Consider the following 23,250-nt stretch of genomic DNA (forward strand, 5'->3'; position numbering starts at 1 on the left):
CCGCGCCCTGCGCGGATCGTTTACAGCAGCGACTTGAGCAGCTTGCCCATCTCGGACGGGTTGCGGGTCACCTTGAAGCCGCACTCTTCCATGATGGCGAGCTTGGCATCGGCGGTGTCCGCGCCGCCGGAGATCAGCGCACCGGCGTGACCCATGCGCTTGCCGGGAGGGGCGGTGACGCCGGCGATGAAGCCGACCACCGGCTTCTTCATGTTGGCCTTGCACCAGCGGGCGGCTTCCGCCTCGTCCGGGCCGCCGATCTCGCCGATCATGATGACGGCGTCGGTCTCGGGATCGTCGTTGAAGGCCTGCATCACGTCGATGTGCTTGAGGCCGTTGATCGGGTCGCCACCGATGCCCACGGCGCTGGACTGGCCCAGGCCGATCTCGGTGAGCTGCGCCACGGCTTCATAGGTCAGCGTGCCGGAGCGCGAGACCACGCCGATGCGGCCCTTGCGGTGGATGTGGCCGGGCATGATGCCGATCTTGATCTCGTCGGGCGTGATCAGGCCGGGGCAGTTGGGGCCCAGCAGCAGCGTCTTCTTGCCGCCGGCGGCTTCCTTGGCCTTCATGCGGTTGCGCACTTCCAGCATGTCGCGCACCGGGATGCCTTCGGTGATGCAGATCGCCAGGTCCAGGTCGGCCTCGACGGCTTCCCAGATCGCGGCGGCCGCGCCCGCGGGCGGCACGTAGATCACGGAGACGGTGGCGCCGGTGTTCTGCGCCGCTTCCTTGACGGAGCCGAAGATCGGGATGTCGAAGATCTTCTCGCCCGCCTTCTTGGGGTTCACGCCAGCCACGAAACAGTTCTTGCCGTTCGCGTACTCCTGGCATTTCTCGGTGTGGAACTGGCCGGTCTTCCCCGTGATGCCCTGGGTGATGACCTTGGTGTCCTTGTTGATGTAGATCGACATGTCTGTTCCTTGTGCCTTACGCCTTGACGGCCGCCACGACCTTCTGGGCCGCTTCCGCCATGGTGTCCGCGCTGATGATGGGCAGGCCGGATTCGGCCAGCATCTTCTTGCCCAGTTCCTCGTTGGTGCCCTTCATGCGCACGACCAGCGGCACGTTCAGGTTCACGGCCTTGCAGGCGGTGATGACGCCGGTGGCGATGGTGTCGCAGCGCATGATGCCGCCGAAGATGTTGACCAGGATCGCCTTGACCTTGGGGTTCTTCAGCATGATCTTGAAGGCCTCGGTCACCTTCTCGGGGGTGGCACCGCCGCCCACGTCCAGGAAGTTGGCCGGCTCGGCGCCGAACAGCTTGATGGTGTCCATGGTGGCCATGGCCAGGCCCGCGCCGTTCACCAGGCAGCCGATGTTGCCGTCCAGGCTGATGTAGGCGAGATCGAACTTGGACGCCTCGACTTCGGCCGGGTCCTCTTCGTCGAGGTCACGCAGGGCGACGATCTCGGGGTGGCGGAACAAGGCGTTGGAGTCGAAGTTGAACTTCGCGTCCAGGGCCTTGATGTTGCCGTTGCCTTCCAGGATCAGCGGGTTCACTTCCACCAGGGAAGCATCCGTGTCCATGTAGCACTTGTACAGCTTCTGCAGCACGTCCACGGCCTGGGCGGTGGAGGCGGCCGGGATGCCGATGCCGTCCGCGACCTGCTTGGCCTGCTCGGCCGTCAGGCCGGTGAGCGGGTCGATGAAGACCTTGATGATCTTCTCGGGGGTGGCGTGCGCCACTTCCTCGATGTCCATGCCGCCTTCGCTGGAGGCCATCATGGCGACCTTCTGGGTCGCACGGTCGGTCACCACGGAGACGTACAGCTCCTTCTTGATGTCGGCGCCGTCTTCGATCAGCAGGCGGCGGACCTTCTGGCCCTCCGCGCCGGTCTGGTGCGTGACCAGCTGCATGCCCAGGATCTGGCCGGCCAGGGTGCGCACATCGTCGACCGAGCGGGCCAGCTTCACGCCGCCGCCCTTGCCGCGGCCGCCCGCGTGGATCTGGGCCTTGACCACCCACACCGGGCCGCCCAGCTTCTGTGCGGCCTCGACCGCTTCCTGCACGGTGAACGCCGGAATGCCGCGCGGCACAGGCACGCCAAAGCTGCGCAAGATTTCCTTGCCTTGGTACTCGTGGATTTTCATGGGGGTGTCTCTAGAGAACGGAGGGGATGCGCCGCGGCGGGGAATCGAAATCCCGCAGGATGCAATCCGCGACTGTATCATGGTGCATTGCACCAACCGGGGGAATCCAGAGCCTCTCCCGGCCAACTGACCGAGCACTTACACCCGACAGGATCTCGATATGGCCAAGGTATTCATCGACGGCGAAGCAGGCACCACCGGGCTGCAGATCCGCGAGCGCCTGGCCGGCATGCCTGCGGTGGAGGTGGTCAGCATCGCGCCCGAGCTGCGCAAGGACCCGGCGGCCAAGCGCGCCCTCATGGCCGGGGTGGACCTGGTCATCTTCTGCCTGCACGACGATGCCGCCCGCGAGTCGGCCGCCATGGTCGAGGACATCTGGCAGGCGCAGGGCAGCGGCCCGCGCGTCATCGATGCCTCCAGCGCCCACCGCACCGCCGAGGGCTGGGTGTTCGGCTTTCCCGAACTCGCGCCCGGCCAGAAGGAGGCGGTGGCCCAGGCCCGTCGCGTGAGCAACCCCGGCTGCTACGCCACCGGCGCGATCGCCCTGCTGCGGCCGCTGGTGGACGCGGGCCTGCTGCCGCCCGACCATGCGGTGGTCATGCCCGCAGTGAGCGGTTACTCGGGCGGTGGCCGTTCCATGATCGAGGCCTTCGAGAAGGGCACCCAGGGGCCCTTCGAGCTCTACGCCCTGGCCCAGGGCCACAAGCACATACCCGAGATCATGAAGTACGGCGGGCTCACCCGCCGGCCCATCTTCATCCCGTCGGTGGGCAACTTCGCCCAGGGCATGCTGGTGCAGCTGCCGCTGGCCCTGGATGCGCTGCCGCGGCGGCCCAGCCTGCAGGACCTGCACCACACGCTGGCGCGGCACTATGCCGGCAGCGAGTGGGTGAGCGTGGAGCCGGCGACCGAGGGCGGCCGCATCGAGGCCACGGCCCTGAACGGCACCAACAAGATGGAGCTGCGCGTCTTCGGCAGCGAGGTGCAGCGCCAGGCCGTGCTGGTTGCCCGGCTGGACAACCTGGGCAAGGGCGCCAGCGGCGCCGCGGTGCAGAACCTGAAGCTGATGCTGGGGCTCTGAGCCCGCAGCCCGCGGCGGGGGACTCAGTCCTCCAGCCCGCGGATCACCTTGCGCACCACCTCACCGTCGAAGCCGCGCGCGGCCAGGAAGCGGGCCTGCCTGGCCCGCTCGGCCGCGTCGCTGGCCGGCGTGCCGAAGCGGCGCGCCCACACCTCACGGGCGCGGGCCAGCTCGGTGCCCTTGAGGCTCTCCATCGCCTGCGCCACCACCGCAGGCTCCAGGCCCTTGGCCTGCAGCTCCTGGCGCAGCCGCAACGCGCCCAGCTTGCCGGCGCGGCGGTAGAGCACCGATTCGGCCACCCGGCCGTGGTCGATGAAGCCGCGCTGGGCCAGCTCGTCCAGCACGCGTTCCAGCTCGCCGGGCGTTTCCTCGTGGCTGCGCAGCTTGCGCTCCAGCTCGGCCCGGGAGTGCTCGCGCTGGCTCAGGTAGCGCAGCGCGCGCCCCTTGAGCGAGAGCGCGGGCCGCCCCGGCATCATTCGCCGTCGGCGCCCTGGCCGGCCGCGGGCGGCAGCAGCGGGATGCCCAGGGAATCGCGGACCTTGTTCTCGATCTCGCGCGCCAGCTCGGGGTTCTCGCGCAGGAACTCGCGCGCGTTGTCGCGGCCCTGGCCGATCTTCTCGCCGGCGTAGGCGTACCAGGCGCCCGACTTCTCGAGGATGCGGGCTTCCACGCCCATGTCGATCACCTCGCCCTCGCGGCTGATGCCCTCGCCGAAGAGGATGTCGAACTCGGCGGTCTTGAAGGGGGGCGAGACCTTGTTCTTGACGACCTTGACCTTGGTCTCGTTGCCGATGGCCTCCTCGCCCTTCTTGATGGTGCCGGTGCGGCGGATGTCCAGGCGCACGGAGGCGTAGAACTTCAGCGCGTTGCCGCCGGTGGTGGTCTCGGGGCTGCCGAACATCACGCCGATCTTCATGCGGATCTGGTTGATGAAGATGACCGTGCAGTTCGTCTTCTTGATGGTGGCGGTGAGCTTGCGCAGGGCCTGGCTCATCAGGCGGGCCTGCAGGCCGGGCAGGGAATCGCCCATCTCGCCCTCGATCTCGGCCTTGGGGGTCAGCGCCGCCACCGAGTCGATGACGATCAGGTCCACCGCGCCGGAGCGCACCAGGCTGTCGACGATCTCCAGCGCCTGCTCACCGGTGTCCGGCTGCGAGATCAGCAGCTCGGGCAGGCTCACGCCCAGCTTCTGCGCGTACTGCACGTCCAGCGCGTGCTCGGCGTCGACGAAGGCGCAGGTGCCGCCCAGGCGCTGCATGTTGGCGATGACCTGCAGGGTGAGCGTGGTCTTGCCGGACGATTCCGGGCCGTAGATCTCGATCACGCGGCCGCGCGGCAGGCCGCCCACGCCCAGGGCGATGTCCAGGCCCAGGGAGCCGGTGGAGACGACCTGGATGTCCTCGATCTTCTCGCCTTCGCCCAGGCGCATGATGGTGCCCTTGCCGAACTGCTTCTCGATCTGGGCCAGGGCCGCCTGAAGCGCCTTGGCCTTTTCGGTGGTGGCCTTGTCGGTGGCGGCGCTTTCGATCTTGGTGCCCTTGACTTGCGTGTCCATGAACGAATCTCCTTGGGAATCAATCAGTTAGGTGAATCGCAGCCGGTGGGGTTTCGAACAGGCTGGATGCTTGACCAGTACTCTAACGCCCGAGGTTGTTCCAAGTAAACAGGAATTTTGGTCAGTTTGCCTTACCATATATCGCATGGACACGGCCTGGCGACTGACACACCTGGGGCGCCTGCTCGGCGAGGCGGCGCGGCGCTTCGACGAGCGGGTGCTGGCCCTGATGGCGAACGACGTGGAGGTGCCGCTGGCCTTGTCCAACCTGGCTGCGCGGGCGCAGGTCGGCGCCGCCCATGTGCACATCACGCGCCATGTGGAGCCGGGCGGCTCGCGCCTGACGGCGCTGGCCGCCCGCGCCGGCATGAGCAAGCAGGCCATGGGCGACCTGGTGGACCAGTGCGAAGCCTGGGGCCTGGTGACGCGCGAGCCGGACCCGCGCGACGCCCGCGCTCGCCTGGTGTGCTTCACGCCCGCCGGCCTGGCCTGGCTGGAGGCCTTCCGGCGCGCGGTGGCACGCGCGGAGGCCGAATTCCGCGAGGACGTCGGGCCCGAGGTGGCGACCGTGGTGAAGATCGGCCTGGAGGCCTATGCCGCCGGCCGGGATGACATGGGTCAGTCGCAGCCCCGGCTCGCCGCCTAGAATTTCAGCAAGCGCCCGCGATGTGGCGCAGACGGAGACACACCGATGCGCATCCTCATTGCCGAAGACGACCAGGTTCTTGCCGACGGGCTGCTGCGCAGCCTGCGTGCCGCGGGCGCGGCGGTGGACCACGTGGCCAGCGGCACCGAGGCCGACGCCGCGCTGATGACGAACAACGAGTTCGACCTGCTGATCCTGGACCTGGGGCTGCCCAGGCTGCACGGGCTGGAGGTGCTGCGCAAGCTGCGCAGCCGCGGCTCCGCCATGCCGGTGCTGATCCTCACCGCCGCCGATGCGGTGGAGGAGCGCGTGAAGGGCCTGGACCTGGGCGCCGACGACTACATGGCCAAGCCCTTCAGCCTGCAGGAGCTCGAGGCGCGGGTGCGCGCGCTGACGCGGCGCGGCATGGGCTCCACCTCCAGCACCATCAAGCACGGCCCGCTGGTGTACGACCAGACCGGCCGCGTCGCCACCATCGACGGCCGCATGGTGGAGCTGTCGGCACGCGAGCTGGGCCTGCTGGAGGTGCTGCTGCAGCGCGCCGGCCGCCTGGTCAGCAAGGACCAGCTGGTGGAGCGCCTGTGCGAGTGGGGCGAGGAAGTGAGCAACAACGCGATCGAGGTCTACATCCACCGCCTGCGCAAGAAGATCGAGAAGGGCCCCATCCGCATCGCCACCGTGCGCGGCCTGGGCTACTGCCTCGAGAAGATCCCCGGATGACGCGGATCCGCCGCGGATGAAGATCTTCCAGCGCGAGCAGAGGTCGCTGTTCGGAGAAATCCTGGACTGGATGCTCACGCCGCTGCTGCTGCTGTGGCCGGTCAGCCTGGCGCTGACCTGGCTGGTGGCGCAGAGCATCGCCGGCAAGCCCTTCGACCGGGCCCTCGAATACAACGTGCAGGCCCTGGCCCAGCTGGTGACGGTGCAGAACCGCCGCGTCGCCTTCAACCTGCCGCAATCCGCGCGCGAGCTGCTGCGCGCCGACGAATCCGACCTGGTGTACTACCAGGTCATGGGCCCGCAGGGCGAGCTGCTGGGGGGCGAGCGCGACCTGCCGCACCCGCCCGACGACGAGGCGCCGCCGCAGGCCGGCGAGGTGCGGCTGCGCAACGACGAGATGCGCGGCGTGGACGTGCGCGTGGCCTACACCTGGGTGCGGCTGGAGCTGCCCGGCGTGCCGCAGCCCTGCCTGGTGCAGGTGGCCGAGACGCGCGAGAAGCGTTCCGTGCTGGCGACCGAGATCATCAAGGGCGTGATGCTGCCGCAGTTCGTCATCCTGCCGCTGGCGGTCCTGCTGGTGTGGCTGGCGCTGGTGCGGGGCATCAAGCCCCTGTCGCAGCTGGAGGAGCGCATACGCGCGCGCAAGCCGGACGACCTCAGCCCGCTGGACGACAAGGCCGTGCCGCTGGAAGTGGCGCCGCTGGTCTCCTCCGTGAACGACCTGCTGACGCGGCTGAAGGACTCCATCGCGACGCAGAAGCGCTTCCTGGCCGACGCGGCGCACCAGCTCAAGACGCCGCTGGCCGGGCTGCGCATGCAGGCCGACCTGGCGCAGCGCGAGGCCACCAACGCCGACGAGCTCAAGCAGTCCCTGCAGCAGATCGGGCGTGCCAGCGTACGCGCCACCCACACCGTGAACCAGCTGCTCTCGCTCGCGCGGGCCGAGAGCAGCGGCCAGGCCATGGCCATGCAGCCCTGCGACCTCGCCCGCATCACGCGCCAGGCCGTGCACGACTCGGTGCCGCGCACCATGCGTGCCCACGTCGACCTGGGCTACGACGGCCCCGAGCCGGGCGAGGCCGGCGTGCAGCTCGAAGGCAACCCCACGCTGCTGATGGAGCTGGTGCGCAACCTGCTGGACAACGCGATCAGCTACACGCCTTCCTCGGCGCAGGCGCCGGGCATCATCACCGCCCGGGTGCTGCCCGACCCCTTCGGCCGCGTGCTGGTGCTGCAGGTGGAGGATTCGGGCCCTGGCATTCCCGAAGCCGAGCGCGAGCTGGTGTTCCAGCCCTTCTACCGCGCGCTGGGCACCGACGTGGATGGCTCGGGCCTGGGGCTGCCCATCGTGCGCGAGATCGCGCGCCAGCACCACGCCGAGATCACCGTGGAGGATGCGCGGCCGGGCCATTCGCCGCCCGGCACGCTGGTCACCGTGCGCTTCCACCTGGGCGACCGCCCGGCGAGCGCCGCCGCTCAGGCCGGCTTGTAGACGTTCAGCACCAGCCGTTCGCGTTCGATCGTGCGCGCCACCCCCGGCAGGACCGCCACCTTCTGCACGTGCGCCCACAGGGCCGGAAAGCCCTCGGGGTCGTGGCCGGCAAAACCGCCCCAGCGCAGCAGCACGAGCGCATAGGCGTCGGCGGGGCCGAAGCTGTCGCCGACCAGGAAGCCGCGGCCCTCGGCCTGGGCCCGCGCGGCCAGCGCATCAAGTTCCTGCAGCAGCGGCTTGTAGGAGGTCGCGGCGTGGGACTTGATCAACGCCTGGGTCGAGTGTTCGGCCGCGAACTTCTCGGGCCTGAAGAAGTGGGTGAAGGTCGGGTGCACCGAGTTGTTCATCCAGGCCAGCAGCTCCAGGGCCTTGGCGCGCTCGAAGGGGTCCGTGGGCAGCAGGCCGGCCTGCGGGAAGCGGGCGTCGATGTAGCCCACGATGGCCACGATCTGGGTCAAGGGCTTGCCGTCCACCACCAGCACGGGCACCTGGCCGCGGGGGTTGATGGCCTTGTACTCCGGGCTGTTCTGCTCGTTCTTGTGCAGCTTGACGAGCTGGGGCTCGAAGGTCGCGCCCGCCATTTCCAGCAGGGAATGGGGCACGAAGGAACAGGCGCCTGGTGCGTAGTAGAGGGTCAGGCTCATGGTCTCGGTTTCCTTGGAATGGGTCGTGCAAATCTCAGCGGCAGGGGCGCCAGGGCTTGCCGGCGAGCAGCGGCCTGAGCTCGTCGAGCTTCGCCCGCAGGGTGTCGTCCAGGGCGGGCATGCGCAGCACCTGGCCGCGCTGCTCGGGCCGGTCCTGCACCACGTGGGCGGTGCGCACCCCCTTGCGCGACAGCGCGTCCAGCTGCTGCTGCGCGGCGGCCTGGCTGGTGAAGCTGCCGAGCGAGAGGCCGGGCTCCAGCGCGGGGCTGGGGACCGGATCGAAGCTCACGCCCAGCTGGCGCAGTTCGCCCTTCTTGCGGTTCAGGGCCTCGGCGCCGGGGTACTTGCCCATGTAGATCAGCCAGCGCGCCGGCTCGACGCCGGGCTCCAGCTGCCAGCTGCCGCCGGGCCAGGCGTCCAGCGCCTGGCGCAGCGGGCCCAGCTCGGCGTCGGCGAACAGGCCGGCCTGCAGGCACTCGGGCGGCCGCGGGGCGCCGGCGCTGCTGGTCTCCAGCCGCCGCACCTCGTCGGCCGCAAGCAGGCGCAGGGACTGCGGACGGATCTGCTGGGCCACGCGTTGCGGCTCGGACTCCTGGGGCGGCGCCGCGCCCAGGGTGGCGAACCAGCCCGCCGACCAGCCGTGGTATCCCAGGTTGGCCGCCAGCAGCAGCAGCACGAGCAGTCGGAGCATGGTGGGCTTCAGGACGCGGGCCGGACGCTCACCTCGGAGCTGGTGATGCAGGCCGGGCCCGTTGCAGTATGCACGAGCAGCCCGCCGTCCTGCGAGACGCCGGCGCCGGTGCCCTCGGTGCCGTCCGACAGGCGCAGGCGCAGCCCGCGCAGGGCGTCCCGGGCCTCGAAGGCCGGCCGGAAGGGCTCAAACCCGGCCGATTCGAAGGCCTTCACGCTGGCCACCAGCGGCGGCGCGACCCGCGCCAGCGCGGCGGCGGCCGTGAGGCCCGGCAGCAGCTCCTCCAGCCCGGCCGGCGGCGTGGACAGCCCGTCCGCATCGGGGCGGCGCAGGTTGATGCCTATGCCCACCACGGCATAGCGTGCCGACTGCGGCGGGAAACTGGCGGTCTCGATCAGGATGCCCGCCAGCTTGCGGCCGTCCAGCCACAGGTCGTTCGGCCACTTCAGGCGGATGCGCGGATGCAGGCTTTCGGCCAGGGACAGGCCCACCACCAGGGACAGGCCGGACCAGTCGCGCGGGGCCAGCGGCAGCCCCAGGGAGAAGGTGAGGGAATCGCCGGGTGCGCTGGCCCAGGACCGGCCCAGCCGGCCGCGCCCGGCGGTCTGGGACAGCGCGGCCAGCAGCACCGGCGCGGTGTCGCCGGCGCGGGCCCGCCGCATCAGCTCCGAGTTGGTGGAATCGATTTCATCCGCCACCTCGACGGCGAAGCCCGGCAGCAGCGGCGACACCGCCTGCAGCAGGGTCTCGCGCAGGGGGTTCACCGGGACGGACGGCGCTTGGGCGCGAGCAGGGTGCCGCGGCAGGTCTTGGCGCCGCACCAGCAGGGGTACTGGGCCTTGAGCGCGGGCGTGTAGCGCTCGTCGATGATCAGGCCGTAGTCGTAGTTCAGCTCTTCGCCGGCGCGGATGTTGCGCAGCGCCTTGATGAAGATGCGGCCTTCCTGTTCGTCGGCCTCGCAGTTCGGGGCGCAGGAATGGTTGATCCAGCGCGAGGAATTGCCACCGTTCTTCGCATCGATCACACGCTTTTCATCGACGTGGAAGTAGAACGTGTGGTTGGGGTCCTTGGGGTCGTGCGGATGCCGGCGCTGGGCTTCCTTCCAGGTGATGATTTCGCCCACGTATTCGATGATGATTTCACCTTCCGGAATATCCTGGACGGCGAACACCCCCTTGCCGTGGACACCCGAGCGGCGCACTTGGATGCGGCGGCCGGCGGGGGGGGCGGGCGGGGTGGCGGGCGCGGGCTTGCGGGCTGCGGCACCCCTCCCCGGGGCGGGCTTTTGTGCCATGGGCGGAAAACCTGTTAACTTGAATATGCACACACGCGCGCACATGCGCGCGCGAGGAACAGGGATTGTATGGATTCAAAAACACTGATCATCGCGGAGAAGCCGTCGGTCGCGCAGGACATCGTGCGCGCCCTCACGCCCGTGGCCGGCAAGTTCGACAAGCACGAGGACCACTTCGAGAGCGAGCGCTACGTGGTCACCAGCGCGGTGGGCCACCTGGTGGAGATCCAGGCGCCGGAGCAGTTCGACGTGAAGCGCGGCAAGTGGAGCTTCGCCCACCTGCCCGTGATCCCGCCCTACTTCGACCTCAAGCCGGTCGACAAGACCAAGTCGCGCCTGAACGCGGTGGTCAAGCTGGCACGCCGCAAGGACGTGGGCGAGCTGGTGAACGCCTGTGACGCGGGCCGCGAGGGCGAGCTGATCTTCCGGCTGATCGAGCAGTTCGCCGCGGCCAGCGCCAAGAGCGCCCCGGCGGCGGGCAAGTCCGCCGGGCTGGGCAAGCCGATCCGCCGGCTGTGGCTGCAGTCCATGACCCCGCAGGCGATCCGCGACGGCTTCGAGAAGCTGCGCGACGAGCGGCAGATGGCCGGCCTGGCCGACGCGGCGCGCTCGCGCTCCGAAGCCGACTGGCTGGTGGGCATCAACGGCACCCGGGCTTTCACCGCCTTCAACTCGCGCGACGGCGGCTTCTTCCTCACCACCGTGGGCCGGGTGCAGACGCCCACGCTGGCCATCGTGGTCGAGCGCGAGGAGCAGATCCGCCGCTTCGTGAGCCGCGACTACTGGGAAGTCCACGCCAGCTTCCGCGCCGAAGCCGGTGAATACGCCTCCAAGTGGTTCGACCCCAAGTGGAAGAAGGACGCCGAGGACGCCGAGAAGCGGGCCGACCGGGTGTGGACGCAAAAGGAAGCCCACGCCATCGCCGAGGCGGTGCGCGGCAAGCCCGGCAAGGTCACCGACGAATCCAAGCCGACCACCCAGGCCTCGCCCGCCCTGTTCGACCTCACGTCCCTGCAGCGCGAGGCGAACGGCCGCTTCGGCTTCTCGGCCAAGACCACGCTGTCGCTGGCCCAGTCCCTGTACGAGCGGCACAAGGCGCTGACCTACCCGCGTACCGATTCGCGCCACCTGCCCGAGGACTACGTGAAGGTGGTGCAGGACACCATGGGCATGCTGGCGGGCAGCGGCATGGGCCACCTCGCGCCCTTCGCCAAGCAGGCGCTGGCCGGCAGCTACGTGAAGCCCAACAAGCGCATCTTCGACAACGCCAAGGTCAGCGACCACTTCGCCATCATCCCGACGCTGCAGGCCCCCAGCGGCCTGTCGGACGCCGAGCAGAAGCTCTACGACCTGGTCGTGCGGCGCTTCCTGTCGGTCTTCTTTCCCAGCGCCGAGTTCCTGGTCACCACGCGCATCACCGAGGTCGCGGGCCACCACTTCCGCACCGAGGGCAAGGTGCTGGTGAAGCCGGGCTGGCTCGCCATCTGGGGCAAGGAAGCCGACGAACCCCCGGCCGCGGGCGCCGAGCCGGCCGAGAACAGCAAGACCCTGGTGGCGGTGAAGCCGGGCGAGACGGTGCACACCGAGCGCGCCGATCCCAAGGGCCTGAAGACCCGGCCGCCGGCGCGCTATTCGGAGGCCACGCTGCTGGGCGCCATGGAAGGCGCGGGCAAGTTCGTCGAGGACGACGAGCTGCGCGAGGCCATGCAGGAAAAGGGCCTGGGCACGCCGGCCACGCGGGCGGCCATCATCGAAGGCCTGATCGGCGAGAAGTACATGCTGCGCGAGGGCCGCGAGCTGATTCCCACCGCCAAGGCCTTCCAGCTCATGACGCTGCTGCGCGGCCTGGGCGTGGAGGAGCTCTCCAAGCCCGAGCTGACCGGCGAATGGGAGCACAAGCTCGCGCAGATGGAGCACGGCGCGCTCAGCCGCGACGAGTTCATGCGCCAGATCGCGGAGATGACCGAGCGCATCGTGCGCAAGGCCAAGGAGTACGACCGCGACACGGTGCCCGGCGATTACGCCACCCTGCACACCCCCTGCCCCAACTGCGGCGGCGTGGTGCAGGAGAACTACCGGCGCTACAGCTGCATCGGCAAGCCGCAGGCCGCGCCTTGCGGCTTCTCGTTCACCAAGATCCCGGCGGGCCGCGCGTTCGAACTGGCCGAGGTCGAGCAGTTCCTGCGCGACAAGAAGATCGGCCCGCTGGAGGGGTTCCGCTCCAAGGCGGGCTGGCCCTTCACGGCCGAGATCGCGCTCAAGTTCAGCGACGAGGACAAGAACTGGAAGCTGGAGTTCGACTTCGGCAACGAGGACGATCCGTCGCAGACCGGCGAGCTGGTCGACTTCGGCGAGCAGCAGCCGCTGGGGCCCTGTCCCAAGTGCGGGGCGCGCGTGTTCGAGTTCGGCAGCAACTACCTGTGCGAGAAGTCGGTCCCCACCCCGGCCCAGCCGCAGCCCAGCTGCGACTTCAAGAGCGGCAAGATCATCCTGCAGCAGCCGGTGGAGCGCGAGCAGATGAGCAAGCTGCTGGCCACCGGCAAGACCGACCTGCTGGACAAGTTCGTCTCCATGCGCACGCGGCGTTCGTTCAAGGCCTTCCTGGCCTGGGACGCAGAAGCCGGCAAGGTCAACTTCGAGTTCGAGGTTCGGGAAAGCAAGTTCCCGCCGCGCAAGGGGGCCCCTGCACGGGGCGCCGCGCCGGCGGCCCGGAAGACGGCGATGGCTGCCAAGAAGGCCGCCCCGGCGGCGAAGAAGGCGGCCCCGGCGAAGAAAGCCGCCGCGCCCGCGAAGAAGGCGGCCGCCCCCAAGGCGCCGCGCAAGGCCGGGCCCGGGCTCACCCCCAGCCCGCAGCTGGCCGCGGTGATCGGGGCCGAGCCGGCCGCGCGCACCGAGGTGATCAAGAAGCTGTGGGACTACATCAAGGCGAACGGCCTGCAGGACGCCAAGGACAAGCGCAGCATCAACGCGGATGCCAAGCTGCGGGCGGTCTTCGGCAAGGACCAGGTCACCATGTTCGAACTGGCGGGCCTGGTGGGCAAGCACCTGGGCTGAAGCCGGGCGAGCGCACCAGCAAAACAGCGGCCCGTGGGCCGCTGTTTTTCATTCCGGCACCGGGCGCGCCTCAGTGCATGAAGCGACCACCCTTGAGGATGGTGGTGATGTCGATGAACTTCGAGCCGACGTGGTTGTGCGCGCCGTAGCGGATGCTGAAGCCGCCCATGTCCCAGTCGTGGATGGATTCCAGCCCCGCGATCAGGCCGTCGCGGGTGGGCGACTTGCCGGCACGGCGCAGGCCTTCGGCGAACACCTTGGCCGTGAGGAAACCCTCCATGCTGGAGAAGTCGTACTCCTTCTGGCCGGCCTCGGCCATCACCTGCTGGTACTCGCGCACCACCGGGATCGAGGTTGCGAAGGGGAAGGGCACGACCTGGGAGATCACCACGCCGGCGCCGGTGTCACCGAGCTCGTCGGCGAGGGCCTTGGCGCCCACGAAGCTGACGTTGAAGAACTGGCCGCCGTAACCCTTGCCGCGCGCCTGCTTGATGAAGGCGGCGCAGGACTTGTAGGCGCTGATCTGGACGATGGCTTCGGGTTGCGCGGGCAGCAGCGCGGCCAGCGCCTTGCTCACGTCCACTGCGTTGCGCTCCACCGTGCCCACCGCCACCGGCTTGAGCTGGCGCCGGGCCAGCGCGCGCTGCATGCCGTCCAGGCCGGTCTGGCCGTAGGCGTCGTTCTGGTAGAAGACGGCGATCTTGGTCAGGCCCAGGCCGGTGAGGTGCTGGACGATGCGCTCGGTCTCGTCGAAATAGCTGCCGCGCACGTGGAACACGTAGCGGTTGAAGGGGTCGCGCAGGGCTTCCGCGCCGGTGAACATGCCCACCAGCGGCACACGGGCCTCCGTCAGCACCGGCAGGGCGGCGATGCCAGTGGGCGTTCCCACGGAGCCGATCAGCGAGAACACGTTGTCCTCCTCGATCAGCGCACGGGCCGCCGCTTTGGCTTTTTCCGGCTCGTAGCCGTCGTCCCGCGCCACCAGCTTGAGGCTGCGGCCGTTGACGCCGCCCTGGGCGTTGACCTGCCTGAAGAAGGCCTCGATGCCCACCTTCAGGCGCTCGCCCAGCTGCGCGGCCGGGCCGCTGAAGGCCGCGAACTGGCCCACCAGCACCTGGCGATCGCCCACCCCGGGTTCCGCGCGCGCGCTTCCGACGACGGTCGCGGCCAGGCCCGCACCCCCCCACTTCAGAACATCTCGACGCGATTTTTGAAATTCATGCATTCTTTACACTCCGGCCCCGCATCGTAACGATGACAGCGGCCATACCCAAGGGGTAAGCCACCTGCCTAACCACCAAGGGCCTCCAAAACGGGCCCATGCGTCTGAAGGAGACCACATGAACCCGCGACTCACGCTCAGCGTTCTATGCCTGGCTGCCGCGCCCGCGTTCGCGGCCGGCTTCAAGCTCGAAAGCCCGGACATCAAGCCGAACGCCATGATGGACAAGAAGTTCGAGTTCAACAGCTTCGGCTGCTCGGGCGAGAACAAGTCGCCGGTGCTGAAGTGGAGCGGCGCGCCCAAGGACACCAAGAGCTTCGCCGTGACGGTGTACGACCCTGACGCGCCCACCGGCTCCGGCTGGTGGCACTGGACCGTGGTGAACATCCCCGCGGGCACCCAGGAGCTGCCGTCCGACGCCGGCGCCGCGGGCGGCGCCAACCTGCCCAAGGGCGCGACCATGGTCCGCTCCGACTACGGCACCGCGGCCTGGGGCGGCACCTGCCCGCCGGCCGGCGACAAGCCGCACCGCTACGTCTTCACCGTGTATGCGCTCAAGGCCGACAAGCTGGACCTGCCTGCGGACGCCACGGCGGCCCTGGCCGGCTTCATGATCCACGCCAACGAACTGGGCAAGGCCAGCTTCACCGCCCGCTACGGCCGCCCGAAGGCCCAGTAAGCCCCCTGGCGGCGCAGCGCCCCTCAGCCCGCGCGGTCTTCGCGGGGCGGCTGGGGCGCGCTGCCCGAGGCGTCGCCGTGGTGGTCCACGGGGTCCACGCCCGTGGCGCTGTCGCGCGGCCGGTGCGCTGGGCGCGACGCCGCATCGTGTGCGCCGTCGCGCCCGGGCGGTCGCTCGCGCCCTTCCCGCGGTTCACGCGAGTTACGAGGGACGGGACGGGTCAGCATGGGAAGAGCATCGCGTGCCGCACAGGGACGGGCTGTAGGACGGCACCGCCGCAGCGGATGGGTTGGCGCCCTGGCGCGCTTCCCTTCGAGGCCCGCGGTGGCTACGATGGTCGGCCCCGTCCCTGCAAAAAGGAGGCTCCCATGCCGACGCAAGCGGACATCGCCACACTGCGGACGCTGGCCCTGGTCGGCCCGGCCACCGCGGGCAAGACCACGCTGGCCGAGGCCCTGCTGTGGAAGTCGGGGGCGATCCCCACCCCCGGCAGCGTGGAGCGCGGCAGCACCGTCGCCGACGCCGACCCCCTGGAGAAACGAGCCCAGCGATCGCTGGGCTCTTCCATTCTGGGCCTGCACCACCGGGGCGTGCACATCCACCTCATCGACACGCCAGGGGCCGCGGACTTCCTGGGCCACTCGCTGCCGGCGCTGGAGGCCGTGGAGACCGCCGCCATCGTGCTCAACGCGGGCACCGGCGTCGAGCCCATGGCGGTGCGCATGATGCAGTGGGCCGCGCAGCGCGAGCGCGACCGCATCATCGTGGTCAACCGCATCGACGCCCCCGGCGTCGACCTCGCCGGCCTGGTGGCGGCGATCCAGTCCGCGTTCGGGCGCGAGTGCTTGCCCGTGAACCTGCCGGCCCAGGGTGGCACGCGGGTGCAGGACTGCTTCTTCGACCGCGGCCAGGACGCGCCCGCCACCGATTTCTCCAGCGTGGCCGCGGCGCACCGGGCCCTGGTGGAGCAGGTGGTCGAGGTCGATGCCGGCTTCGTCGAGCGCTACCTGAGCGACGGCGACGTGGACGCCACGGAACTGCACACCCCGCTGGAGCAGGCGCTGCGCGAAGGCCACCTGGTGCCGATATGCTTCGTCTGCGCACGCACGGGCGCGGGCGTGCCCGAGCTGCTGGACGTGATCACCCGCCTGCTGCCGGACCCGGGGGAAGCCAACCCGCCGGCCTTCCTTCGCGGCGAGGGCGAGGGTGCGAAGCCCATGCAGGCCGTGCCCGATCCGGCGCGCCACGTGCTGGCACACGTCTTCAAGATCACGCAGGACCCCTACGTGGGCAAGATGGGCGTGATGCGCGTGCACCAGGGCACGGTGGTGCCCGGCACGCAGCTCTACGTGGGCGATGCGCGCCGGCCCTTCAAGGTGGCGCACCTCTATGCGCTGCAGGGGCGCGAGTTCCGCGAGATTCCGCGGGCCCTGCCGGGCGACCTCTGCGCGGTGGCCAAGGTGGAGGAGCTGCACTTCGACGCCGTGCTGCACGACGCGCCCGAGGACGACCACATCCACCTGCGCCCGCTGGAGTTCCCGGTGCCGGTGCATGGCCTGGCGATCGAGCCGAAGCGGCGCGGCGACGAGCAGCGCCTGCACGAGATCCTGCACAAGCTGGTGAGCGAGGACCCCTGCCTGCGGCTGGAGCACGTGGCCAGCACCAACGAGAGCGTGGTCTACGGCCTGGGCGAGCTGCACCTGCGCACGCTGCTGGACCGGCTGGTCGAGGTGCACAAGTGCGAGGTGGACACGCGGCCGCCCCGCATCGCCTACCGCGAGACCGTCACCGCCGCGGCCGAGGGCCACCACCGGCACAAGAAGCAGACCGGCGGGGCCGGCCAGTTCGGCGAGGTGTTCCTGCGCGTGGAGCCGCTGCCGCGCGGGGCCGGCTTCGAGTTCGTGGACCAGGTGCGCGGCGGGGCCATCCCCTACAACCTGATGCCGGCCGTCGAGAAGGGCGTGCGCCAGGCGCTGGAGGCCGGCGTGGTGGCGGGCTACCCACTCGTGGACCTGCGGGTGGTGGTGGTGGACGGCAAGCACCACCCGGTGGACAGCAAGGAGATCGCCTTCATCACCGCCGCGCGCAAGGCGGTGGCCGCGGCCGTGCAGGCCGCCCGGCCCAGCGTGCTGGAGCCCATCGTGAACGTGGAGATCGCCGCGCCCGAGCAGCACGTCGGCGACATCACGGGCGACCTGGCGACCCGGCGCGGGCAGGTGAGCGGCACGGCCGCCAGCGCGGCCGGCATGGCGGTGCTGGCCCAGGCCCCGCTGTCGGAGCTGGCCAGCTACCAGTCACGCCTGAACGCGCTGACGGGCGGGCAGGGCCGCTACACGCTGGCCTTCAGCCACTACGAGCCGGTGCCGCCCGCGGTGCAGGCGCAGCTCGCGGCCCGGTACAAGCCGCAGGGCGAGGCCTAGGCCGGCTGCAGCAACGCCCGCACCTCGGACAGCGGCAGGCCGTACATCTCGGCGAAGGCCTCGGGCGTGGCGCCGCTGGCCTCGAAGGCGCGCCGCATCGCCTCGCGCTTGGCCTGGGCCCCGGCCTGCGCCGCGAAGGCCTCCTGGATCAGCGCGAAGGCGACGTCGTCGCGCGGCTGCACGCGCTCCAGCCAGGCGTCGCGGTCCAGGCCGCTGGCGCTGATCGCGCGCGACAGGCGCTCGAGCACCCAGGGCTTGAGGTCCTGCTTGCTGCGGGCCTGGCGGCGGCGCCAGGTTTCCATGATGGCATGGAACACGTGCTCGGGCGCCACGTCCTCCACGGCCTGGCCGTCCAGGTCGTAGCGCTTCATCTGCGTGGCCACGGCCTCGAGGTAGCGCGTGGACCGGGCGTGGAAGCCCAGCGCGGCCTTGAGCTCGTCCTTGCTGAATTCGCCCGGATGGCGCGCCATCAGGTCCTCGAAAGCGCCGAGCTTGAGCGGCAGGAAGCGCGCACCGAAAAGCTTGGGATGCAGCTGGAACAGCCGCTCCAGCACCTGGTGGGCGGAGCGCGCCGGGGCGGCGGTGGGGGTGTCGGTCATGGCGCGGGAGGGTAGCGGTTCAGCCAAAGCCTCCGACTGTACGCAATTTTCCCGGGCAGAATTGGCCCATGAAGATCGAAAAAGACACGGTGGTCATGCTCCAGTACAGCGTGGCCGAGGCCAACGGCAAGCTCATCGAGCGCAGCAAGGATCCCATCGTCTACCTGCACGGCGGCTACGACAACACGCTGCCCAAGATCGAGCAGGCCCTGGACGGCAAGGAGAAGGGCTTCGAGGTGACGCTCAACCTGGCGCCCGAGGACGCCTTCGGCCAGCGCGACGAATCGCTGGTGCGCACCATCCTCAAGTCCGAGTTCCCGCCCGGCGTGAAGGTCGGCGGCCAACTCGAGGGCCGCACCGAGGGCGGCGAGCCGCACGTCTTCCACGTCATGAAGATCAAGGGCGACACCGTGCTGCTGGACGGCAACCACCCGCTGGCCGGCAGGCCGCTGCGCTTCCAGCTCAAGGTCATGGGCGTGCGCGCCGCCACGGCCGAGGAGATCGCGCACCGCCACGTGCACGGCGAGCACGGCCACCACCACTGAACACCGACCGCAGGAGGCTGCCATGAGCTCACCCGTGCTGCGCGTGCTGCCGCTCGGCTTCCCCTGGGAAACCGCCGACCCCTTCCTCTTTTGCGCCTACCACGACGACGCGTACCCGCGCGGCGACGGCCGCATGGGGCCGCAGGCCTCGCTGGCCGGGCGCGACATCGGCCAGGACTTCAGCCGCAAGGACGGCTGGAGCATGTACCACGGCCAGCGCGTGCCGGGCTTTCCGGCCCACCCGCACCGCGGCTTCGAGACCGTCACCGTGGTGCGCAAGGGCCTGGCCGACCATGCGGATTCGCTGGGCGCGCGGGCGCGCTTCGGCGAGGGCGACGCGCAGTGGCTCACCGCCGGCGGCGGCATCGTCCATTCAGAGATGTTCCCGCTGCTGCGCGAGGACGCGGACAACCCGCTGGAGCTGTTCCAGGTCTGGCTGAACCTGCCGGCGCGCAACAAGATGGTGCCGGGCTACTTCACCATGTTCTGGGCCGGGCAGATCCCGCGGCGGGTGACGCAGGACGAGGCCGGCCGCGAGACCGTGGTGCGCACCGTGGCGGGCGCGCTGGAGGGCGCTGGCGCGCCGCTGTCGCCGCCGCCGCACTCCTGGGCCGCCCAGCCCGGCAGCGACGTCGCGATCTGGACCATACGCATGGCGCCCGGCGCGCGCTGGACGCTGCCGGCCGCCCAGGCGGGAAGCCGGCGGCACCTGTACGGCTTCAAGGGCGGCGAGGTCCGCACGGGCGGCCAGGCGGTGCAGCTGCCCGCCGCGGTCGAACTGCGCGCCGATGAGGCCGTGCTGCTGGAAAACGGCGAGGCCGAGAGCGAGTTCCTGATGCTGCAGGGCCGCCCCATCGGCGAGCCGGTGGCCCAGTACGGCCCCTTCGTCATGAACAGCCAGGCCGAGATCATGCAGGCCATCAACGACTACCGCCGCACCCAGTTCGGCGGCTGGCCCTGGGACGACGACGCGCCGGTGCATGGCGGGCAGCCCCAGCGCTTCGCGCGGCACCCGGACGGGCGCGAAGAAACGCCCGCCTGACAAGCGTGCCGCGGGTCGCCAGCTCGACGGGACGGGCCGCCCGCCACCCTCCAGGGCAGGGTTGGGGGCGGCCCACGCAGCGAAGTAAAGGAGGAGCCGCGCGCAGCGCGGCGGGGGACATGAGCGGAGTGGGCTGCCCCCAGCCCTGCCCGGGCGAGCGCCGACCTCCACGGGCCAAAAGAAAAGCCCCGCGACGCGGGGCTTCGTATTTGCCGAGGCAGGCAGGGTTACTTAGAAGCCACGACCCGCGCCATCTCCAGGCACTTGTTCGAGTAGCCCCACTCGTTGTCGTACCAGCTCACCAGCTTGACGAAGGTGCCGTCCAGCGCGATGCCGGCGTCGGCGTCGAAAATGGAGGTGCGCGTGTCGCCGCGGAAGTCGGTGGCCACCACCTTGTCCTCGGTGTAGCCCAGCACGCCCTTGAGCGCGCCCTCGGACTGCGCCTTCATCTCGGCGCAGATCTCCTTGTAGCTGGCTTCCTTGACCAGCTCCACCGTCAGGTCGACGACGGACACGTCCGAGGTCGGCACGCGGAAGCTCATGCCGGTCAGCTTCTTGTTCAGCTCGGGGATCACCACGCCCACCGCCTTGGCCGCGCCAGTGGAGGAGGGGATGATGTTCTCCAGGATGCCGCGGCCGCCGCGCCAGTCCTTGTTGGAGGGGCCGTCCACGGTCTTCTGCGTGGCGGTGGCGGCGTGCACGGTGGTCATCAGGCCGCGCTTGATGCCCCACTTGTCGTTCAGCACCTTGGCCAGGGGGGCCAGGCAGTTGGTGGTGCACGAGGCGTTGGAGATGATGGCCTCGCCGTTGTACTTCTGGTGGTTCACGCCGTAGACGAACATGGGCGTGTCGTCCTTGCTGGGCGCGGAGAGGATGACCTTCTTCGCGCCGGCGGCCAGGTGCTTCTCGGCCGTGGCCTTGTCCAGGAACAGGCCGGTGGACTCGATCACGATGTCGGCGCCGACCTCGTTCCACTTCAGGTTGGCCGGGTCGCGCTCCTGGGTCAGGCGGATCTTCTTGCCGTTGACGAGCAGGGTGTTGCCCTCGACGGCGATCTCGCCCTTGAAGCGGCCGTGCACGCTGTCGTACTGCAGCATGTAGGCCAGGTAGTGCGGCTCGAGCAGGTCGTTGATGCCGACGATCTCCACGTCGGGGAAGTTCTGCACGGCGGAGCGCAGCACGTTGCGCCCGATGCGTCCGAAACCGTTGATGCCGATCTTGAGGGTCATGGAAAGCTCCGAGGTTGAATCCTGTGTCTCGCGAAGAACCGATCTTGCCAAATGCGGCAACTCAGCAGGCCGGTCCCGTTCGCATCATTTCGCCAGCACCTTGCGCACGGTGTCGGCCACGTTCTCGGGCGTGAAGCCGAAGTGCTTGAACAGCACGTTGGCCGGCGCCGATTCGCCGTAGGTGTCGATGCCGACCACGGCCTTGCAGCCGTACTTCCACCAGCCGTCGGTCACGCCCATCTCCACGGCGATGCGCGGCAGGTCGGCGGGCAGCACGCCCAGCTGGTAGGCGCGGCTCTGGCGGTCGAAGGTGGTGGTGCTGGGCATGGAAACCACGCGCACCGGGATGCCGGCCGCCGCCAGCTGCTCCTGCGCCTTGAGCGCGAGCTGAACTTCCGAGCCGGTGGCGATGATCACCGCGCGCGCCGGCTTGGCCAGGCCCACCTCGGAAGGCTCGGCCAGCACGTAGCCGCCCTTGCTGATGTCCTCCAGCCCGGCCTTGGGGGCGTAAGGCAGGTTCTGGCGCGAGAGCAGCAGCGCCGTGGGCCGTTCCATGTTCTGCAGCGCCACGGTCCAGGCGACCACGGTCTCGGCCGTGTCGGCCGGGCGCCAGACGTCCAGGTTGGGGATCAGGCGCAGCGAGGCCGCGTGCTCCACCGACTGGTGCGTAGGGCCGTCCTCGCCCAGGCCGATGGAGTCGTGCGTGAACACGTGGATCACGCGCTGCTTCATCAGCGCGGCCATGCGGATGGCGTTGCGGCTGTAGTCGCTGAAGGTCAGGAAGGTGCCGCCGTAGGGGATGAAGCCGCGGTGCAGCGCCACGCCGTTCATGATCGCGGCCATGCCGAACTCGCGCACGCCGTAGTTGATGTGGCGGCCGATCTTTCCTTCGGTCTTCACCACCTCGCCGGCGAGGTCCACGCGCAGCGGCAGCGTGGCCTTGGCGTTGGTGAGGTTGGAGCCGGTCAGGTCGGCCGAGCCGCCCAGCATCTCGGGCAGGGCGGCTGTGAAGGCCTCCAGCGCCAGCTGCGAGGCCTTCCGCGAGGCCACGGTCTCGGCCTTCACGTGGGCGGCCACGGCTGCGTCCACGGCCACCTGCGCGAAGTTGCGCGGCAGCTCGCCCTTCATGCGGCGCAGGAAGTCGGCGGCCAGCTCGGGGTGCGCCTTCTCGTAGGCGGCGAAGCGCTGGGTCCACTCGGCCTGGGCCCGGGCGCCCTGGGCCTTGGCGTCCCAGGCGGCGTACACCTCCTGCGGCACCACGAAGGGCTCGTGCGGCCAGCCAATGGCCTCGCGGGTGAGCTTGACCTCCTCCAGGCCCAGCGCCTCGCCGTGCGCCTTGGCGGTGTTCACGCGGTTGGGGCTGCCCTTGCCGATCTGCGTCTTGGCGACGATGAGCGTGGGCTTGTCGGCGCTGCGGCGGGCGCTGGCGATGGCCTTGTCCATGGCGGCCACGTCGTGCCCGTCCACCGGGCCGATCACGTTCCAGCCGTAGGCACGGAAGCGGGCGGCGGTGTCGTCCACGAACCAGGGCGTGACCTGGCCGTCGATGGAGATGCCGTTGTCGTCGTAGATGGCGACCAGCTTGTTCAGCTTCCAGGCCGCGGCCAGGGCGCAGGCCTCGTGGCTGATGCCTTCCATCATGCAGCCGTCGCCCAGGAACACGTAGGTGTGGTGGTCGACGATGGCATGGCCTTCGCGGTTGAACTCGGCGGCCAGCAGCTTCTCGGCCAGCGCCATGCCCACCGCATTGGTGATGCCCTGGCCCAGCGGGCCGGTCGTGGTCTCGATGCCGGGGGTGATGCCCACCTCGGGGTGGCCCGGGGTCTTGCTGTGCAGCTGGCGGAAGTTGCGCAGCTCGCCGATCGGCAGGTCGTAGCCGCTCAGGTGCAGCAGCGCATAGATCAGCATGGAGCCGTGGCCGTTGGACAGCACGAAGCGGTCGCGGTCGGCCCAATGCGGGTCGGCGGGGTTGTGCTTGAGGTGGCGGCCCCACAGGGCGACAGCGATGTCCGCCATGCCCATGGGTGCGCCCGGATGGCCGGAATTCGCTTGTTGGACGGCATCCATGGCGAGCGCGCGGATCGCGTTCGCCATCAGGGTTTCATTGGCCATGAAGGGCGGCTCCGGGGAGGGTTCGGGGAAACCCGGAATTTTACCTGCTGGGCTCGCCCACCCCGTCCGGGCACCGTGGGCCGGGGCCGCCTTCGTCTACAGTCTTGCCCATGCAAGGCCCGCATTCCCGA

Annotated in this window: 21 protein-coding genes; 9 read left to right on the forward strand and 12 right to left on the reverse strand. The window is 69.8% G+C overall.

What is annotated here, in order from left to right:
- Nucleotides 1-20: 20 nt before the first annotated feature.
- Complete coding sequence (sucD, locus tag IM725_RS02510; RefSeq protein WP_193778989.1) at nt 21-914, reverse strand: succinate--CoA ligase subunit alpha; 894 nt, start codon at nt 912-914, stop codon at nt 21-23.
- Nucleotides 915-930: 16 nt separating this feature from the next.
- Complete coding sequence (gene sucC / locus IM725_RS02515; RefSeq protein WP_193778990.1) at nt 931-2,094, reverse strand: ADP-forming succinate--CoA ligase subunit beta; 1,164 nt, start codon at nt 2,092-2,094, stop codon at nt 931-933.
- A gap of 160 nt (nt 2,095-2,254) precedes the next feature.
- On the opposite strand from sucC, the gene argC reads away from it, so the two are divergent.
- Nucleotides 2,255-3,175 (forward strand): N-acetyl-gamma-glutamyl-phosphate reductase, encoded by a 921-nt coding sequence (gene argC, locus IM725_RS02520; protein ID WP_193778991.1) that lies wholly within the window; start codon nt 2,255-2,257, stop codon nt 3,173-3,175.
- A 23-nt stretch (nt 3,176-3,198) separates the two neighbouring features.
- Here the strand turns inward: argC and recX are convergent, their stop codons facing one another.
- Nucleotides 3,199-3,651 (reverse strand): recombination regulator RecX, encoded by a 453-nt coding sequence (recX, locus tag IM725_RS02525; protein WP_193778992.1) that lies wholly within the window; start codon nt 3,649-3,651, stop codon nt 3,199-3,201.
- The gene (gene recA, locus IM725_RS02530; RefSeq protein ID WP_193778993.1) at nt 3,648-4,730 is read right to left on the reverse strand and encodes a recombinase RecA; all 1,083 of its coding nucleotides are present in this window, start codon (nt 4,728-4,730) and stop codon (nt 3,648-3,650) included. Before recA ends, recX begins: the two co-directional genes overlap by 4 nt.
- 145 nt (nt 4,731-4,875) lie before the next feature.
- Here recA and IM725_RS02535 point away from each other — a divergent pair, with 145 nt between their 5' ends.
- Genes IM725_RS02535 through IM725_RS02545 form a run of 3 tightly spaced genes read left to right on the forward strand, consistent with a single transcriptional unit; the run spans nt 4,876 to nt 7,588 of the window.
- Nucleotides 4,876-5,376, forward strand: coding sequence for a MarR family winged helix-turn-helix transcriptional regulator (locus IM725_RS02535; protein ID WP_193778994.1), 501 nt, complete (start codon nt 4,876-4,878; stop codon nt 5,374-5,376).
- Nucleotides 5,377-5,421: 45 nt separating this feature from the next.
- Nucleotides 5,422-6,096: a response regulator gene (locus IM725_RS02540; protein WP_193778995.1), complete on the forward strand. Its 675-nt coding sequence runs from the start codon at nt 5,422-5,424 to the stop codon at nt 6,094-6,096.
- 16 nt (nt 6,097-6,112) lie between these two features.
- Nucleotides 6,113-7,588 (forward strand): sensor histidine kinase, encoded by a 1,476-nt coding sequence (locus tag IM725_RS02545; RefSeq protein ID WP_193778996.1) that lies wholly within the window; start codon nt 6,113-6,115, stop codon nt 7,586-7,588.
- On the opposite strand, the gene IM725_RS02550 is transcribed toward IM725_RS02545, so the two are convergent.
- From IM725_RS02550 to IM725_RS02565, 4 genes are read right to left on the reverse strand one after another with little or no spacing between them, the layout of a single operon-like run.
- Nucleotides 7,573-8,232 carry a glutathione S-transferase family protein gene (locus tag IM725_RS02550; RefSeq protein WP_193778997.1) on the reverse strand — a complete coding sequence of 220 codons (660 nt, stop codon included), beginning with the start codon at nt 8,230-8,232 and terminating at the stop codon, nt 7,573-7,575. The two genes, IM725_RS02545 and IM725_RS02550, sit on opposite strands and share 16 nt — an antisense overlap.
- Nucleotides 8,233-8,266: 34 nt before the next feature.
- Nucleotides 8,267-8,923 (reverse strand): SPOR domain-containing protein, encoded by a 657-nt coding sequence (locus IM725_RS02555; RefSeq protein WP_193778998.1) that lies wholly within the window; start codon nt 8,921-8,923, stop codon nt 8,267-8,269.
- Nucleotides 8,924-8,931: 8 nt separating this feature from the next.
- On the reverse strand, nt 8,932-9,687 hold the full coding sequence (locus tag IM725_RS02560; RefSeq protein ID WP_287066753.1) for a biotin--[acetyl-CoA-carboxylase] ligase: 756 nt from the start codon (nt 9,685-9,687) through the stop codon (nt 8,932-8,934).
- Nucleotides 9,684-10,217 (reverse strand): SET domain-containing protein, encoded by a 534-nt coding sequence (locus tag IM725_RS02565; protein ID WP_193778999.1) that lies wholly within the window; start codon nt 10,215-10,217, stop codon nt 9,684-9,686. Before IM725_RS02565 ends, IM725_RS02560 begins: the two co-directional genes overlap by 4 nt.
- 69 nt (nt 10,218-10,286) lie before the next feature.
- On the opposite strand from IM725_RS02565, the gene IM725_RS02570 reads away from it, so the two are divergent.
- On the forward strand, nt 10,287-13,271 hold the full coding sequence (locus IM725_RS02570) for a DNA topoisomerase III (protein WP_193779000.1): 2,985 nt from the start codon (nt 10,287-10,289) through the stop codon (nt 13,269-13,271).
- A gap of 70 nt (nt 13,272-13,341) precedes the next feature.
- On the opposite strand, the gene IM725_RS02575 is transcribed toward IM725_RS02570, so the two are convergent.
- Nucleotides 13,342-14,496: an ABC transporter substrate-binding protein gene (locus tag IM725_RS02575; protein WP_193779001.1), complete on the reverse strand. Its 1,155-nt coding sequence runs from the start codon at nt 14,494-14,496 to the stop codon at nt 13,342-13,344.
- A gap of 115 nt (nt 14,497-14,611) precedes the next feature.
- Here IM725_RS02575 and IM725_RS02580 point away from each other — a divergent pair, with 115 nt between their 5' ends.
- Both IM725_RS02580 and fusA read left to right on the forward strand, forming a co-directional pair.
- Nucleotides 14,612-15,172 carry a YbhB/YbcL family Raf kinase inhibitor-like protein gene (locus IM725_RS02580; protein ID WP_193779002.1) on the forward strand — a complete coding sequence of 187 codons (561 nt, stop codon included), beginning with the start codon at nt 14,612-14,614 and terminating at the stop codon, nt 15,170-15,172.
- A gap of 368 nt (nt 15,173-15,540) precedes the next feature.
- The gene (gene fusA, locus IM725_RS02585; protein WP_193779003.1) at nt 15,541-17,592 is read left to right on the forward strand and encodes an elongation factor G; all 2,052 of its coding nucleotides are present in this window, start codon (nt 15,541-15,543) and stop codon (nt 17,590-17,592) included.
- Here fusA and IM725_RS02590 read toward each other — a convergent pair.
- On the reverse strand, nt 17,589-18,191 hold the full coding sequence (locus tag IM725_RS02590) for a ProQ/FinO family protein (RefSeq protein WP_193779004.1): 603 nt from the start codon (nt 18,189-18,191) through the stop codon (nt 17,589-17,591). The two genes, fusA and IM725_RS02590, sit on opposite strands and share 4 nt — an antisense overlap.
- Before the next feature lie 68 nt (nt 18,192-18,259).
- Between IM725_RS02590 and IM725_RS02595 the strand changes: the two genes are divergently transcribed.
- On the forward strand, nt 18,260-18,736 hold the full coding sequence (locus tag IM725_RS02595; RefSeq protein ID WP_193779005.1) for an FKBP-type peptidyl-prolyl cis-trans isomerase: 477 nt from the start codon (nt 18,260-18,262) through the stop codon (nt 18,734-18,736).
- A 22-nt stretch (nt 18,737-18,758) separates the two neighbouring features.
- Nucleotides 18,759-19,778: a pirin family protein gene (locus tag IM725_RS02600; RefSeq protein WP_193779006.1), complete on the forward strand. Its 1,020-nt coding sequence runs from the start codon at nt 18,759-18,761 to the stop codon at nt 19,776-19,778.
- A 227-nt stretch (nt 19,779-20,005) separates the two neighbouring features.
- Here IM725_RS02600 and gap read toward each other — a convergent pair whose 3' ends face one another.
- Together gap and tkt are read right to left on the reverse strand one after the other, a co-directional pair.
- Nucleotides 20,006-21,007: a type I glyceraldehyde-3-phosphate dehydrogenase gene (gap, locus tag IM725_RS02605; RefSeq protein WP_193779007.1), complete on the reverse strand. Its 1,002-nt coding sequence runs from the start codon at nt 21,005-21,007 to the stop codon at nt 20,006-20,008.
- A gap of 84 nt (nt 21,008-21,091) precedes the next feature.
- Nucleotides 21,092-23,119, reverse strand: coding sequence for a transketolase (tkt, locus tag IM725_RS02610; RefSeq protein WP_193779008.1), 2,028 nt, complete (start codon nt 23,117-23,119; stop codon nt 21,092-21,094).
- Nucleotides 23,120-23,250 lie beyond the last annotated feature (131 nt).

The organism is Ramlibacter aquaticus (assembly GCF_015159745.1).
Classification (GTDB): domain Bacteria; phylum Pseudomonadota; class Gammaproteobacteria; order Burkholderiales; family Burkholderiaceae_C; genus Ramlibacter; species Ramlibacter aquaticus.

Bases quoted from the DNA above. Each gene is read 5' to 3' on its own strand.
- sucD (WP_193778989.1), bottom strand. From the start codon at position 914: ATGTCGATCTACATCAACAAGGACACCAAGGTCATCACCCAGGGCATC.
- sucC (WP_193778990.1), bottom strand. From the start codon at position 2,094: ATGAAAATCCACGAGTACCAAGGCAAGGAAATCTTGCGCAGCTTTGGC.
- argC (WP_193778991.1), top strand. From the start codon at position 2,255: ATGGCCAAGGTATTCATCGACGGCGAAGCAGGCACCACCGGGCTGCAG.
- recX (WP_193778992.1), bottom strand. From the start codon at position 3,651: ATGATGCCGGGGCGGCCCGCGCTCTCGCTCAAGGGGCGCGCGCTGCGC.
- recA (WP_193778993.1), bottom strand. From the start codon at position 4,730: ATGGACACGCAAGTCAAGGGCACCAAGATCGAAAGCGCCGCCACCGAC.
- IM725_RS02535 (WP_193778994.1), top strand. From the start codon at position 4,876: ATGGACACGGCCTGGCGACTGACACACCTGGGGCGCCTGCTCGGCGAG.
- IM725_RS02540 (WP_193778995.1), top strand. From the start codon at position 5,422: ATGCGCATCCTCATTGCCGAAGACGACCAGGTTCTTGCCGACGGGCTG.
- IM725_RS02545 (WP_193778996.1), top strand. From the start codon at position 6,113: ATGAAGATCTTCCAGCGCGAGCAGAGGTCGCTGTTCGGAGAAATCCTG.
- IM725_RS02550 (WP_193778997.1), bottom strand. From the start codon at position 8,232: ATGAGCCTGACCCTCTACTACGCACCAGGCGCCTGTTCCTTCGTGCCC.
- IM725_RS02555 (WP_193778998.1), bottom strand. From the start codon at position 8,923: ATGCTCCGACTGCTCGTGCTGCTGCTGCTGGCGGCCAACCTGGGATAC.
- IM725_RS02565 (WP_193778999.1), bottom strand. From the start codon at position 10,217: ATGGCACAAAAGCCCGCCCCGGGGAGGGGTGCCGCAGCCCGCAAGCCC.
- IM725_RS02570 (WP_193779000.1), top strand. From the start codon at position 10,287: ATGGATTCAAAAACACTGATCATCGCGGAGAAGCCGTCGGTCGCGCAG.
- IM725_RS02575 (WP_193779001.1), bottom strand. From the start codon at position 14,496: ATGCATGAATTTCAAAAATCGCGTCGAGATGTTCTGAAGTGGGGGGGT.
- IM725_RS02580 (WP_193779002.1), top strand. From the start codon at position 14,612: ATGAACCCGCGACTCACGCTCAGCGTTCTATGCCTGGCTGCCGCGCCC.
- fusA (WP_193779003.1), top strand. From the start codon at position 15,541: ATGCCGACGCAAGCGGACATCGCCACACTGCGGACGCTGGCCCTGGTC.
- IM725_RS02590 (WP_193779004.1), bottom strand. From the start codon at position 18,191: ATGACCGACACCCCCACCGCCGCCCCGGCGCGCTCCGCCCACCAGGTG.
- IM725_RS02595 (WP_193779005.1), top strand. From the start codon at position 18,260: ATGAAGATCGAAAAAGACACGGTGGTCATGCTCCAGTACAGCGTGGCC.
- IM725_RS02600 (WP_193779006.1), top strand. From the start codon at position 18,759: ATGAGCTCACCCGTGCTGCGCGTGCTGCCGCTCGGCTTCCCCTGGGAA.
- gap (WP_193779007.1), bottom strand. From the start codon at position 21,007: ATGACCCTCAAGATCGGCATCAACGGTTTCGGACGCATCGGGCGCAAC.
- tkt (WP_193779008.1), bottom strand. From the start codon at position 23,119: ATGGCCAATGAAACCCTGATGGCGAACGCGATCCGCGCGCTCGCCATG.